16 protein-coding genes are annotated in these 12,677 nt (G+C 65.2%); 9 read left to right on the top strand and 7 right to left on the bottom strand.

The window, feature by feature from the left end; all coding sequences use genetic code 11:
- The 3 genes from OGL93_RS13815 (at position 1) to OGL93_RS13805 (ending at position 3,602) form a co-directional block, all read left to right on the top strand.
- Positions 1–1,008: a helix-turn-helix domain-containing protein gene (locus OGL93_RS13815; protein WP_263263276.1), complete on the top strand. Its 1,008-nt coding sequence runs from the start codon at positions 1–3 to the stop codon at positions 1,006–1,008.
- A gap of 23 nt (positions 1,009–1,031) precedes the next feature.
- Entirely contained in the window at positions 1,032–1,415 is a 384-nt protein-coding gene (locus OGL93_RS13810; protein ID WP_263263275.1) for an ester cyclase, read from the top strand.
- Between the two features lie 192 nt (positions 1,416–1,607).
- Entirely contained in the window at positions 1,608–3,602 is a 1,995-nt protein-coding gene (locus OGL93_RS13805; RefSeq protein ID WP_263263274.1) for a methyl-accepting chemotaxis protein, read from the top strand.
- Between the two features lie 183 nt (positions 3,603–3,785).
- On the opposite strand, the gene OGL93_RS13800 is transcribed toward OGL93_RS13805, so the two are convergent.
- A complete protein-coding gene (locus OGL93_RS13800) occupies positions 3,786–4,535 on the bottom strand; it encodes an SDR family oxidoreductase (RefSeq protein ID WP_263263273.1) in 750 nt (249 codons plus the stop codon).
- A gap of 95 nt (positions 4,536–4,630) precedes the next feature.
- Here OGL93_RS13800 and OGL93_RS13795 point away from each other — a divergent pair, with 95 nt between their 5' ends.
- Together OGL93_RS13795 and OGL93_RS13790 are read left to right on the top strand one after the other, a co-directional pair.
- Positions 4,631–5,626: an AraC family transcriptional regulator gene (locus tag OGL93_RS13795; RefSeq protein ID WP_263263272.1), complete on the top strand. Its 996-nt coding sequence runs from the start codon at positions 4,631–4,633 to the stop codon at positions 5,624–5,626.
- Between the two features lie 6 nt (positions 5,627–5,632).
- Positions 5,633–5,974, top strand: a complete 342-nt coding sequence (locus tag OGL93_RS13790) for a hypothetical protein (RefSeq protein ID WP_263263271.1) — start codon at positions 5,633–5,635, stop codon at positions 5,972–5,974.
- Positions 5,975–6,002: 28 nt separating this feature from the next.
- Here OGL93_RS13790 and OGL93_RS13785 read toward each other — a convergent pair whose 3' ends face one another.
- Positions 6,003–6,377: a MerR family transcriptional regulator gene (locus OGL93_RS13785; protein WP_263263270.1), complete on the bottom strand. Its 375-nt coding sequence runs from the start codon at positions 6,375–6,377 to the stop codon at positions 6,003–6,005.
- A gap of 68 nt (positions 6,378–6,445) precedes the next feature.
- Between OGL93_RS13785 and OGL93_RS13780 the strand changes: the two genes are divergently transcribed.
- Positions 6,446–6,877 carry a hypothetical protein gene (locus OGL93_RS13780; RefSeq protein WP_346659650.1) on the top strand — a complete coding sequence of 144 codons (432 nt, stop codon included), beginning with the start codon at positions 6,446–6,448 and terminating at the stop codon, positions 6,875–6,877.
- 15 nt (positions 6,878–6,892) lie between these two features.
- Positions 6,893–7,297, top strand: coding sequence for a DUF3592 domain-containing protein (locus tag OGL93_RS13775; RefSeq protein WP_263263269.1), 405 nt, complete (start codon positions 6,893–6,895; stop codon positions 7,295–7,297).
- A gap of 7 nt (positions 7,298–7,304) precedes the next feature.
- On the opposite strand, the gene OGL93_RS13770 is transcribed toward OGL93_RS13775, so the two are convergent.
- On the bottom strand, positions 7,305–8,531 hold the full coding sequence (locus OGL93_RS13770) for an RtcB family protein (protein ID WP_263263268.1): 1,227 nt from the start codon (positions 8,529–8,531) through the stop codon (positions 7,305–7,307).
- A 102-nt stretch (positions 8,532–8,633) separates the two neighbouring features.
- Here OGL93_RS13770 and OGL93_RS13765 point away from each other — a divergent pair, with 102 nt between their 5' ends.
- Positions 8,634–9,248 carry a hypothetical protein gene (locus OGL93_RS13765; RefSeq protein ID WP_263263267.1) on the top strand — a complete coding sequence of 205 codons (615 nt, stop codon included), beginning with the start codon at positions 8,634–8,636 and terminating at the stop codon, positions 9,246–9,248.
- Between the two features lie 168 nt (positions 9,249–9,416).
- Here the strand turns inward: OGL93_RS13765 and OGL93_RS13760 are convergent, their stop codons facing one another.
- Entirely contained in the window at positions 9,417–10,175 is a 759-nt protein-coding gene (locus tag OGL93_RS13760) for a carbon-nitrogen hydrolase family protein (RefSeq protein ID WP_263263266.1), read from the bottom strand.
- Between the two features lie 195 nt (positions 10,176–10,370).
- Here OGL93_RS13760 and OGL93_RS13755 point away from each other — a divergent pair, with 195 nt between their 5' ends.
- Complete coding sequence (locus OGL93_RS13755) at positions 10,371–11,003, top strand: LysE family translocator (protein ID WP_263263265.1); 633 nt, start codon at positions 10,371–10,373, stop codon at positions 11,001–11,003.
- An 88-nt stretch (positions 11,004–11,091) separates the two neighbouring features.
- On the opposite strand, the gene OGL93_RS13750 is transcribed toward OGL93_RS13755, so the two are convergent.
- The 3 genes from OGL93_RS13750 to OGL93_RS13740 all read right to left on the bottom strand — a co-directional run.
- A complete protein-coding gene (locus tag OGL93_RS13750) occupies positions 11,092–11,493 on the bottom strand; it encodes a biopolymer transporter ExbD (protein ID WP_263263264.1) in 402 nt (133 codons plus the stop codon).
- A 1-nt stretch (position 11,494) separates the two neighbouring features.
- Positions 11,495–12,211 carry a MotA/TolQ/ExbB proton channel family protein gene (locus OGL93_RS13745; protein WP_263263263.1) on the bottom strand — a complete coding sequence of 239 codons (717 nt, stop codon included), beginning with the start codon at positions 12,209–12,211 and terminating at the stop codon, positions 11,495–11,497.
- 28 nt (positions 12,212–12,239) lie between these two features.
- Positions 12,240–12,677, bottom strand: a 438-nt coding sequence (locus tag OGL93_RS13740) for an energy transducer TonB (protein WP_263263262.1), incomplete at its 5' end; no start/stop codon positions are given.

Below are 12,677 nucleotides of genomic sequence, written 5' to 3'. Positions count from 1 at the left end.
GTGGCCATCCCGGTGCTGTTCGTGCTGTTGCCCAACCTGCTGATGCTGGACCTGGCCGGGCCCGCGGAAGTGCTGCGGCTCGCGTCTCGGGTTGAGGTTGACAAGGGCCAGCCCGGTGCCGGGCAAGGCACGGCGTTCGAGCTGCGATACGTAAGCCCGGTGGCGCAGCTGGAAACCTCTCTGGGCCTGCCCTTGGCAGGCCTGGCGCCACTGCCGCCGACCTTGGCGCCCGGCACCCTGGTGGTGCTGGTCGGCTCGGCGCTGGCATGTAACGCAGAACAGCACGCGCAGTTCGAAACCAGCAGCACCGCCCTCACCGCCTGGCTTCGGCAAGTGGTGGCGCCAAGCGGCGAGCGCCTGGTGTGCGTGTGCTCCGGCGCCTTGAGCGCCGCCCGCGCGGGCCTGCTCGATGACCGCCAATGCACCACCCATCACTCCCTTTGCGACACCTTGCAAGGGTTGGCGCCGAGGGCGAAGGTGCTGGAAAACCGGTTGTACGTCACAGACGGCCGGGTCAGCAGCAGCGCTGGCATCACCGCGGGCATCGACCTGATGCTGCACCTGGTAGCCGAGTTGGCCGGGCCGCGGGTGGCCTGCGCGGTGGCTCGAGACATGGTCGTGTACATGCGCCGCGGCGGCGCCGACCCTCAGTTGTCGCCCTGGATCAGCGGGCGCAATCACCTGCATCCCGCGCTGCATCGGGTGCAGGACGCGGTCGCGGCAGACCCCGGCGGCGAGTGGACAGTGGAGCGCATGGCCGCCCTCGCCTGCACCAGCACCCGTCACCTGGGCCGGTTGTTCCATGAACATGCAGGGGGCAGCCCGCTGGACTATCTTCATCGCTTGCGCGTTGCCCTCGCCCGCGAGCTGCTGGCCCACTCCCTGCTGGACATCGAAGCTGTCGCCCAGCGCGCAGGCTTCGGTTCCGCCAGGCACCTGCGGCGCATCTGGGGCAAGTACGAAACCGCGCCGCCCTCGAAAAGCCGCTCGGCCATGGGCGGCAACTAGACCCTGCAACAGGAGACCCGCCCTTGGACCTGGCCGAACAGTACCGTGCGTATATCGCCTGCCTCAATGCCCGCGAATGGGACGCCCTGGGGCACTACGTCGATGACCGCGCGCAGCACAACGGCAAGCCGCTGGGCCTGGTGGGCTACAGGGCCATGCTGGAGAACGACGTGAGGACCATCCCCGACCTGCGCTTCAATATCGAGGTGCTGGTGGCCGAGCCACCGCACGTGGCCGCACGGCTGCGCTTCGATTGCTCCCCCCGCGGTGAATTCCTCGGCTTGCAGACCCACGGCGAGCGGATCACGTTCTGCGAGAACGTGTTCTATACCTTCGCGAACGGCAAGATCGTTCAGGTGTGGTCGATCATCGACAAGGCGGCAGTGGAAGCTGCGCTGGGGCGTTAATAGCGGGGCAACGGGACGGAGGCGCCAGGGATTTCGGCACGGCGGCACAGCCTCGCACTCCGAATGAAGCCGGCCCTTTTCCTCGCCGTGTCACCTCGCGCGGATATATTTCTTACACCGCCTAAGCTAATGGCACCGCCTTGGCTGTCGATAACGGTTTATCGGCACTGCGCTCTCTGGGACTTCCTCGCCATGATAAAAACAATTCAAGCCCGCTATACCGCCACCTTCGTTGGCTTCGTGCTGTTCATCGCGGTACTGACCGCGGTCGGCATCAAGCTCTTCATCACCCCAAGCCTTACGGCGAACGATGAACGTCATCTGATCAACGAGGCCTCGCAGATCGGCAACGTGATCAAGAATGAACTGGCCAAGGTGCAGGCGCAGCAGCGGGTCATCACCGAGACCGTGCCCCAGCTGGACAGCGACAGCATCGACCGCTTGCTGCCGGCCATGGTGAACCAGTACGGCGAGCTTAAGGTCTTTGGCGGCGGCGTTTGGCCGCTGCCGGACAAGCGCACGCCAGGGCGCGCCAAGCACAGCACTTTTTACCATCGCGATAACAGCGGCAAGTTGATCGTCAACACCCACTGGAACTCGCCAGAGTCGCAAAACTATTTCGAGCAGTCCTGGTACCTGGGCGGCCTCAAGGCGCCCGCCGGCCAGTGCAACTGGGCCAATGCCTACCGCGACGAAGCCAGCCCCGAGCCGCGGACCAACTGTGCCATGGCGATCACCAAGGATGGCGCGGCCTATGGGGTGTCCACCATCGACGTGACCCTGGGCTTTTTCAACGACCTGGTCGCGGCCAAGGAAGCGGAGATCCACGCTCAGCTGATGATCGTCGAGAAAGACGGCAAGATCCTCAGCAACCAACCTGAAATCCCGGGCAACAACGTCCTCAAGAACGTCTCGGACCTGGCCGGCCAGTACCCCTTCGCCGCTGCCTTGCAGCACACGCTGCAGAACGTCACCGGAAACACACTGGTGCAGGGCACTTACACCGGCAGCAACGGCGATGGCTACAGCCTGTTCGTGCAGCCCATCGAAGGTACGCCGTGGCTGATGGCGGTGGCGCAGCAAACGGACGAGCTCACGGCCCAGAGCAGTAAGGTGCTGACGACCCTGGCCATGCTGCAGATTCCCATGGTGGTCGTGCTGCTGCTGATCATGATCTTCGCCCTGCGCCAGCTGATGAAACGCCTGGCCATTCTCAAGGCCAACATCGATACGCTGTCCGCTGGCGACGCCGACCTGACCAAGCGCATCGTGATCCGCGCCGAGGACGAGCTGGGCGCGGTGGGCCATTCGGTGAACCGCTTCCTGGTGTACCTGCAAGGCCTGCTCACTGAGGTGTCGGAATCCTCTACAGTGATCGCCCAAGGGGTCGATCAACTGCGCGGGCAGTCCCACGGCACCAACCAGATCCTCGTGCGCCATGCCAGCGAGACGGACCAGGCCGTGACCGCCATCACCGAAATGAGCTCCACCGCCGATGACGTGGCCCGCAACGCTGCGCAGACGGCAAGCATGACCCAAACGGCCAACGAAAACGCGCGCCGCTCCAAGGTCGTGGTCGAGGATGCTTCCAACAGCGTGCGCGAGCTGATCACCGAGGTGGAGGCGGCCACCGCCTCGGTGCAAGCCATGGAGCAGGATGCGCAGCGCATCAACGCGGTGTTGGCGGTGATCGGCGAGATCGCCGGGCAGACCAACCTGCTGGCCCTCAACGCCGCCATCGAAGCGGCCCGGGCCGGTGAGCAAGGCCGCGGCTTCGCCGTGGTGGCCGATGAAGTGCGCGCCCTCGCCGGCCGCACCCAGGCCAGCACCTCGGAGATCAACGAAATGCTTGCCCGCTTGCAGCAAGGGGTGGGCGCCGCGGTGGTGGCCATGGAGAAAACCAAACAGAGTTGCCAGGCCACCGCCGAGAAGACCTCCAAGGTCAACGAGGGCCTCGACGGCATGGCGGAGTCGGTGGTGCAGATCAACGACCTGAGCACCCAGATCGCCACCGCGGCGGAGCAACAAAGCTCCGTCAGCGAAGAGATCAACCGCAACATGGTCGCGGTGCGGCACATCGTCGAGGAGCTGGTGGCCGGTGGCGAGCAGAGCGAAAAAAGCACTGCCGCCCTGTCCAGCTCCAACGACAAGCTGATCGCGGTGGTACGGCGGTTCAAGTTGAAGTAGGGGCCGGATGTGCCTGTAGAAGCTTCTATGGTTGCCAGCACGTGCAGTACGGCTTGCCGGCGCAGGAGCTGAGCCTGATCGGGGGCAAGCCCGGCTGCTACGGCCCTGCGTGGGGTGCTGGCGAGCAGGACCGGGTGCCAGCCTGCGAACTCCACCGCCGCCATGTTTCGGCTTGGCATGCCCTTACGGCATCAAGGCCACGGCATCGGCGCCGGCGGCGATGCGCAGGGGCGCGGCCGGGTCAGTGACCGCGCGCCACACCGCTTCGGCCACATCCTGCGCATCGGTGGTCGGCGTGGCGGTGTCGCGTACCGCCTCGAACACCTGCTGGGTGAACGCTGCGTAGGCGGGCGGCACGCTGTTCTCCATCAGCCGCCGGGCATTCTCGCCGAAACGGGTGGTCGGGGCCCGGCCGGGCAGCACCACGCTTACGCGGATGCCAAAGGGCGCAAGCTCCAGCGCCACCGATTCACTGAAGGCATTCACCGCCGCTTTGCTGCCGGTGTATACCGACAACAACGGCAGCGCCTTGAGCGTCACGCTGGAGGTGACGTTGACGATGACCCCCGCCTGGCGCTGGCGAAACTGCGGCAGCACCGCCTGGGTCATGGCGATGGTGCCCAGCGTGTTGGTTTCGAAAACCTCCCGGGCGTTGGCCAGCTCTACCCCTTCCAGCGGCGCCAGCAGGCCCACGCCAGCATTGTTGACCAAGGCGTCGATGGGGCCGGCGGCGTCGATGCAGCGGTGGATGCTGTCGGCATCGGTCACGTCCAGCGCCAGCAGCCGAAGGTTGGGCGAAGGCGGCAACAGGCCTTCACGAAGGGTGCGCATCGTTGCCACCACATGCCAGCCTTTGTCGAGGAACAGCCGGGCGGTCTCAAGACCGAAACCGGACGAACAACCGGTGATCAGAACGGTGGGCGAAGTCGTCATCAGTGAACTCCAACAAGTGAGTGATACGTCACCATAGGCGCCATCGCCAAGACTCACTACACTCACACGTCCGTAACTTTGTTGAGATCGTCCGAATGGCCGACCCCTTAGCGGAGGTGGTATCGCTGTTACAGCCCAGCGCGCCCTTCTCCAAGCTGGTGGTGGCGTCCGCACCCTGGGCGGTGCGGCGAACCGAAACCGGCCGGCCGTTCTACTTCGTGGTGCTCGAAGGCGCTTGCCGCTTGACGGTCGACAGCCCCACCCGCAGCGACACCCTCACCTTGAACACCGGCGACTTTTTGCTGATCCCTGCCGCGCGGGGGTTTGCCACCTCCAGCCTGGACCGTCAGCCGCCAGGCGAAGACGAGCCCGTGAACACCCCTATCACGCCCATGCCAGGCGGTGCGCGCATTGGCGACCCGGCCGGCAACGTGGACATGCGCATGCTGGTGGGCAACTGCGTGCTGGGTTCGCCCGACGCCGCGCTGCTGGTGTCTTTGCTGCCTGATTGGGTGCACGTGCGCAGCGAACCGCGCTTGGCCACCCTGGTGCAACTGGTGGGGGACGAGTCCCGCGCGGACCGCCCAGCGCGAGAGATGGTGATGGCGCGCCTGCTCGAGGTACTGCTGATCGAAGCCCTGCGCTCGACCGCGCACACCGCGGCGTCGCCGGGGCTGCTGCGTGGGCTGGGCGACCCCCGGTTGGCGCTGGCACTGCGGCGCCTGCACGAACGCCCCGCCCACCCCTGGACGGTCAACCAGTTGGCAGACGAAGCCGCGCTGTCACGCTCGACCTTCTTCGAGCGCTTCCGCCGTGCACTGGGCATGGCGCCGATGGAATACCTGCTGACCTGGCGCATGGCACTGGCCAAACAATGGCTGCGGCAGGGCGAAACCACCCTGGCCGAGATCGCCGAGCGCATCGGCTACAGCTCGGTCAGCACTTTCGGCGTGGCCTTCACCCGCTTAGTAGGGTTGCCCCCGGGGCAGTACGCCAGGACCTCTCGAGCAACCCCTGAGCCCGAACCGGCCGCCGAGGCGGAACCGTTGAACGCTGAGCCCACAGCGGCCTCGAACCTAAGGCACCGTTAGAGGCACATGATGGCGACCTACCCCGTTACCCCAGACGGCCGATATTTCATCGTGAAGGGCCGGCTGTGGCGCTGCGCCAACCCGGCGCTTACCCCGCAACGCAGGGCCGAGCTGGTGAGCGAGCTGATGAACGCTCGCCGGGCGGTCAAACACGCGAAAACGCAAGCGGATGGCAGCGCCCTGCAAGCCGCGAGACGGGCCGTCAACGCGGCGAAGATCGCACTCGGCGAACGCGGCGAGGTATGGTGGGACGACGGCGCCGCGGACTTCAACCGGTTTTTGGTCAAGAACACCCCGTATGCCCAGTGGTATGGCCAGGCAGGTGCCGCCGGCACCGCCAAGGCCTAGCAACCACGCCCCTGTTTGCCGAATGGCGTCAAGCCAGGGTGGCCGCGGCGGTAGCCAACAGGGGGCACACCTGCGCCGCGCGTTCGGCCAACACGTTGCGTAAGCCCTGCAACTGCGTGATACGCGCGTCGAGCAGGGCGATCTTCTGCGCGAACAACTGCGCCAACACTTCAGCGGACGCAGCCTCGCTCGCCCACAACAGCGGTAGGTTTTCGCCGATCTCTGCCAGGGAAAAGCCCAGCTGCTGAGCCATTTTTATATACCCCACCAGCTGCAGGGTTTGCTCCGGGTACAGCCGATACCCATTGGCCGTGCGCAGGGGCTTGATCAAGCCTTTTTCTTCGTAGAAGCGCAATGCGTCCACGGTTACGCCCGCCTGCTTTGCAAGCTCGCCGATTCTCATGGTTTGGAATGCTCGTATTGACTCTGGACCTGACACCAGGCTTTAGCCTGTGGCCTGAACTGTGAGGGATGGCCATGATCAACGCAAACAGCAACCTACGCATCGTCCGCGCCAGCGCGCTCTACGACCTGATAGCGACCGCTGCCTTTTTAACTCCCTGGACGGCCTCGCTGTGCCTCAAGGGGTTTGCCGCCTTATCTCAAGCCCTGGAATTGGCCCGGCCGGTTCCAGCGCTGGACGCAACTGCAATGCTATTCGCCAACCTGTTAGGCAGCCTGGTGGTTGTCTGGGCCGTCTGGCGCCTCAGGTATCCAAGCCGCGCGGTGGGGCATTATGATGCGCTCGCCCGAGGGCTATTTGCCACCTGGCAACTGGTTGCGGTAGCGCACGGCGCCAGCGTGCTGGTGCTCGGGTTTACGCTTTTCGAAGTGGGCTTCGGCATTGCCCAGGGCTGGCCTGTCGCGGATAAGCCAGCCGGCCCGAGCCGAAACAGTGATTGAGCCAGGATTGAACCTATGAAATGGATGCTGCTGGCCGGCACGGCCACGGTCGTGAGCTTGAGCCTGGGCAGTGTTGTGAACATTCTCCGCACCCGGCACGGCCACTACGTGAGCGGGCGCATCACCTATCTGGAACACTCAGCAAAAGCCGCCGGCTGCAGCCTTCTTACGTTTAGCTATACCGCTGGCGGCGAGCGCTTCCATAAAAATTTCAGCGACACCCTACATGGCCATTGCGCCCAGCAGCTTCAAGCGCTAGGCCAGGCGCATGCCGTGGGGGATACTGTGCAGGTATGGGTAGCACACGCAGATTCCCAGGTGTGCTGCATCGGGCCGCCACCTACCACGGGTACGAGGATCCTGACCGAAATCAAGCGGTTGATCGGGGGTGCTGTGGACCTTGCAGCGGCAATCGGATAGCGCGCCCCTACCCCTTCACACACACCACTTGGCGCAGCGTATGCACGATCTCCACCAGGTCTCGCTGGGCCGCCATCACGTCGTCGATGTTCTTGTAGGCCATGGGGATCTCGTCGATCACCGCTTCATCCTTACGGCACTCCACGTGGGCGGTGGCACGCACCTGGTCCTTGACCGTGAACGTCGCCTTGGCCTGGGTGCGGCTCATTATCCGCCCCGCGCCGTGTGAGCAGCTGCAGAACGCCTCCTCATTGCCCAGCCCGCGCACGATGTAGCTCTTGGCGCCCATGGAGCCGGGAATGATCCCCATCTGCCCCTTCTGCGCCGACACCGCGCCCTTACGCGTGAGCAAGATGCGCTGGCCGAAATAGGTGCCGCGCTCAACATAGTTGTGGTGGCAGTCCACGGCGAGCAACCGCGCCTCGAACGGCTTGGCGATCACCGCGCGGGCGGCGTCGAGCACCGCCAGCATCATCACCGCGCGGTTCTGCTTGGCGAAGTCCTGGGCCCATTCCACCGCTTCCACGTAGTCATCGAAGCTGTGGGTGCCTTCCTTGAGGTAGGCCAGGTCGCGATCGGGCAGGTTCACCTTGTGCACGCGCATTTCTTCCCGGGCCTTCTCGATGAAGTACGAGCCGATCGCATTACCGACGCCGCGTGAGCCGGTGTGCAGCATGAACCACACATGGTCGGCCTCGTCCAGGCACACCTCCACGAAGTGGTTGCCAGTACCGAGGGTGCCCAGGTGCTTGTGGTGGTTGGTCTTCTTCAGCATCGGGTGCTTGGCGATGATCCGGTCGAACCGCCCTTTCAGCCCGCCCCAGGCCTGGTCCACCAGCCCCGGGGTCGCATCCCAGGCGCCCTTGTCCCGAGCGCCGCGCGCAGCGGTGCGGCCATGGGGCACGGCCTTTTCGATGGCGCTGCGCAGGCCGCGCAGGTTGTCTGGCAGGTCGCTCGCCCGCAACGAGGTACGCACCGCAGACATGCCGCAGCCCAGGTCCACGCCGACCGCCGCCGGGATGACCGCGCCCTTGGTGGGGATCACGCTGCCAATGGTCGAGCCTTTGCCCAGGTGCACATCGGGCATCACCGCCATGTGCTTGAAGATGAAGGGCATCTGCGCGGTATTGAGCAACTGCTGCCGCGCTTGCGGCTCCACCGGCACTCCGCGCGTCCACATTTTTATAGGTTTGCCATTGGGGCTTTCAAGCAGTTGGTAATTCTGGCTGGGCATGTTGGAACGCTCCACGAATACTTGATAGACACCGGCGGCAGGGTGATATTCAACCCCAGCCGTGCGCGTGCGTGCCTTCCTTCACTTCACCTGGACATCCCCATGCTGACTCGCCATGCCCTGCCCCTGCTGCTCACTGCCTTTATCGCCCCGCTGATGGCGGCGCCCGCGCCCCCCGGCATGACCGAGCGGGTACGGGGCACCATCGATGCCGTGGCGGTCGACAGCCTAAGCATCCATGACCGCGACGGCCGCACGCTCAGCCTGCTGCTCACCGACAAAACCCGGATCAACAGCGTTGCCACGGGCAGCCCCGCGGATATCGGCCCCGACAGCTATATCGGCACCGCGGCAAGGTTGCAGCCGGACGGCACCCTGCGCGCCTTGGAGGTGCATGTCTTCGCCGCCAGCCTACGCGGCGCCGGTGAAGGCCACCGTCCCTGGGCCGCTGCCGATGGCAGTGAAGCGACGATGACCAATGGCACGGTCGGCACGGTCAAGGCCAGCGATGGCCAACGCTTGACGGTGCGCTATGGCGATGGCGAGAAAACCGTGTGGGTACCAGATGGCGTGCCCATTGTGCGCCTGGAGCCGGGCAACCGCTCGCAGCTGCTCCCAGGGGCCGCGGTCGTGGTCTCGGCGGCGCCCGACGAGCAAGGCCGGCCCGTGGCGCAATCGGTATCCGTGGGCGTCGGCGGCGTGGTGCCGCCGATGTGAGCGGGACTGTGTACACGATTGCTACTGTTTTTTCAGCACCTGCCAATGGCGCCCGTCATCGGATGAGCTCAAAAAAGCGAGCCATTCGCCGCATCGGCTCATCTCTCCCTATCGCCACTACGCTACTTACTTTGGCAGCTATCGGAACTGCGCTGCACAAGCAGCGAATCAGCACACCCTCACGGGACAGTCGACGCCTAGCCATTGCTGTGCGTGTTTACGCACGACGAGCAAACGGTCCCCTGGGCCGCTCGTAGCCGCCACGCATTCGCCCTGCTCATCCCAGAACGCGCTTCGCCCGGCAGCGGCCCAGCCGCCGGTGGGGCCACCATGGTTGGCCATGAGCACGGCCATGCCATGACGCTGCGCATGGCCCTGCAGCAGCGAGCTGTCGTGCGGGTAGCCGCCCTCGCCGATGAGCACACTGGTCGCGTACACGCGGGCGCCTCGCTGGGCGGCGCTGGCGGCGTGTTCCGGGCGGGTGAAATCCGCGCACACCGACAAGGCAACTGGCAAGCCCGCCACGGGCAGCAAAGCGCCCCCGTGGCCCGGGCTGAAGTACTGCTCTTCTCCCCCATGCAGGTGCTGCTTGGTATACACATCCAACGAGCCATCCGGATGGAGGATAAAGGCGCCGATCAGCGGCTTGCCCGCTCCGGCCAGGCGCAACGGCAGGCCGACGATCGTGGTCATTGAGGCCTCGCGTGCCAGGGCCTGCAAAGGAGCAAGAACCGGAGTGTCCAGGTCCTGGGCCAGCGCTTCTGCCAGGGTGGGCTCGTATCCGCAGAGGGATAACTCGGGAAACATCAGCAGGCCCACGCCATGGTCCGCGGCATGGCGCATAAAACTCAGGTGCACGGCCAGGTTGGCATCGATATCGCCGGCTTTGATGGCGCATTGGGCTGCGGCCAGCACTGGAGTGGGCATAAAAGCCTCCGAACAAAGAGCGCGATCCTAATCCGCCGCCGCTCAGCCCGCCACCGCGCCTTTTGGCTTAGGCGCCTTTCGCCCATTGGTTACAACGATTGACGGACGTAGGCTGCCCCTTCAACATCCCAGGAGAAAACGGATCCAACCATCAACCATAACGGGCCGTGGCCCGGCTACCCCAAGGACCTCATCATGCCCGAGCCGCATAGCTTCCTTGCTTTCTCTATGATCGCCTTGGGCATGGTGCTAACCCCCGGGCCGAACATGGTCTACCTGGTGTCCCGGTCAATCTGCCAGGGGCCTATGGCGGGGTTGGTGTCTTTGGGCGGCGTGGCCCTTGGCTTCGTGTTCTATATGGTGTGCGCCGCCTTCGGGATCACCGCGTTGGTGATGGCGGTCCCCTATGCCTACGACGGCTTGCGCCTGGCCGGCGCGCTTTACCTGTTGTACCTGGCGTGGCAGGCGGTGAAGCCCGGCGGGCGTTCACCTTTCCAGGTCAAGGCGCTGCCCAAGGACGGCCCCGGCAGGCTGTTCCTGATGGGCCTGTTGACCAACCTGCTGAACCCGAAGATCGCCGTGATGTACCTGGCCCTGCTGCCGCAGTTCATAGACCCCGCGCACGGCAGTGTGATGTTGCAATCCTTCGCCCTCGGCGCCACGCAAATCGCCATCAGCGTGAGCGTGAATGCACTGATTGCCATGGCTGCCGGCTCCATTGCGCAGTTTCTGGCTCGCCGCCCGAGCTGGCTGGTCGCGCAGCGATGGCTGATGGGTACGGTGCTCGCTGGGCTGGCGGTGCGCATGGCGAGCGAGGCTCGCAGGTAAGCGGCGGTGGTTCGAAGAGCCAAGCGCGGGGCGCCATGAACCTGCAGCGCCAGTCATTCCCAGGCTTCGCTCGGCCCCGCAGGTCGCCTCACCGCGCCGTGATCACCGACAGCTTGGTGATGCCTGCCCGTTCGATACTCGCCATGGCCTTGGCCACGGCGCCGTAGTTGGCGCCGTCATCGGCCTGCAGCTGCACGCGCACATCCGGGTTCTTTTGCTTAGCGGCCTGCAGGTTGGTTTCCAGCAGGTCTGGGCTGATGGTGTCCTTGTTGATGAACCACTGGCCCTTGTCATCGATGCTCACCACCAAAGGCTCCTTCTGCTCCACCGGGGCGACAGCTTCGGTCTTGGGCAGGTTGATCGGGATCGAGTTGGTGAGCAACGGCGCTGTGACAATGAACACCACCAGCAATACCAGCATCACATCCACCAGCGGTGTGACGTTGATTTCGCTCAGTACTTCGTCGCTGTCCTGGGTCGAGAACGCCATGTCACACCGCCTCTTTCACAGGGTGGGCGCCCAGCGCGACCTTGCGCGCGGTGGGGTGCACCAGCACGCGGAAGGCGCTCTTCTGCGCCAGGCTGTAGAAGTCATGGGCGAAGTCGTCCAGGTCTGCGGCTTTGAGCTTGAGGCTGCGCAGGAAGTAGTTGTACACCAGCACTGCCGGTACCGCGACGGCGATGCCCACGCCGGTGGCGACCAACGCCGCGCCTATGGGCCCGGCAACGGTTTCCAGGCTCGCCGAGCCGGCCGCGCTGATGCCCTTCAGGGCTTCCATGATTCCCCACACCGTGCCAAACAGCCCGATGAACGGCGAGGTGCTGCCGATGCTGGCCACCACTGCCAGGCCACTTTCAAGGGAGCGGCGCTCGCGCACAATCTGCTGGCGCAAGGCACGTTCCAGGCGGTCCTGATGGTTGATCGCATGGGCCAGGTCGCTAGGGCCGTGGCCATCGCCGGTTTGCAGCGCGGCATACCCGGCCTGGGCCACCCGGGCGGCGGTGCCGGGCTCGCTGTGGCTGAGCTCGGCGCCGGCCTCCAGGTTGGGCGCGGCCCAGAAGCGCTTGAAGAAGCGCCGGTCCTGGCGTTTGAGGCGGGCGAATTGAGCGGCCTTGAGCAGGGCCAGGCCCCAGGTGATGACCGAGAAGCCGATCAGCAGCCAGATCACGGTGCTTTCGACGGAAGCGGTGGGAGATGCAAGTGCCATGGGCGAAGTCCTCGAAGGTGGCGCTGGGTCAGCGAATCTTGAAATCAATGGGAACGGTCACCCAGCCATCCACCGGCTGAGTACCTTGTTTGGCGGGCACGAAGCTCCAGCGCTTCACCGCGGCGACCGCGGCTTCGTCCAACTGCTGGCGCCCGGCGCTCTGTTGCACCTGGATCTCCGCCGGGCTACCGCTGGCCAGCACATGCACCCGCAGCAACACCGTGCCTTCCCAGCCGCGCCGCTGCGCCAGCGAGGGATATTCGGGCGCAGGGTTTTTCAGGTAGCCGGCGCTCGCCGACGGCGGCGTAACGGGTGCCGGTGCCGGCGGCGCCGCTACCGGCGTGGGCGCAACTACCGGGGTTGGCACCACGGGCGCCGGGGCTGGCGTGGGCGCAGGTTTAGCGGCCTCCGGTTGCGGCTTGGGCGGCTGCGGCTTGATCACCGGCTTAGGCTTGAGCAAGGGTTT

Source organism: Pseudomonas sp. RIT-PI-S, assembly GCF_025642975.1.
Taxonomy (GTDB): domain Bacteria; phylum Pseudomonadota; class Gammaproteobacteria; order Pseudomonadales; family Pseudomonadaceae; genus Aquipseudomonas.
The sequence above is the reverse complement of the archived record's forward strand: the minus strand, read 5'-3'. Positions and strand labels throughout refer to the sequence as shown.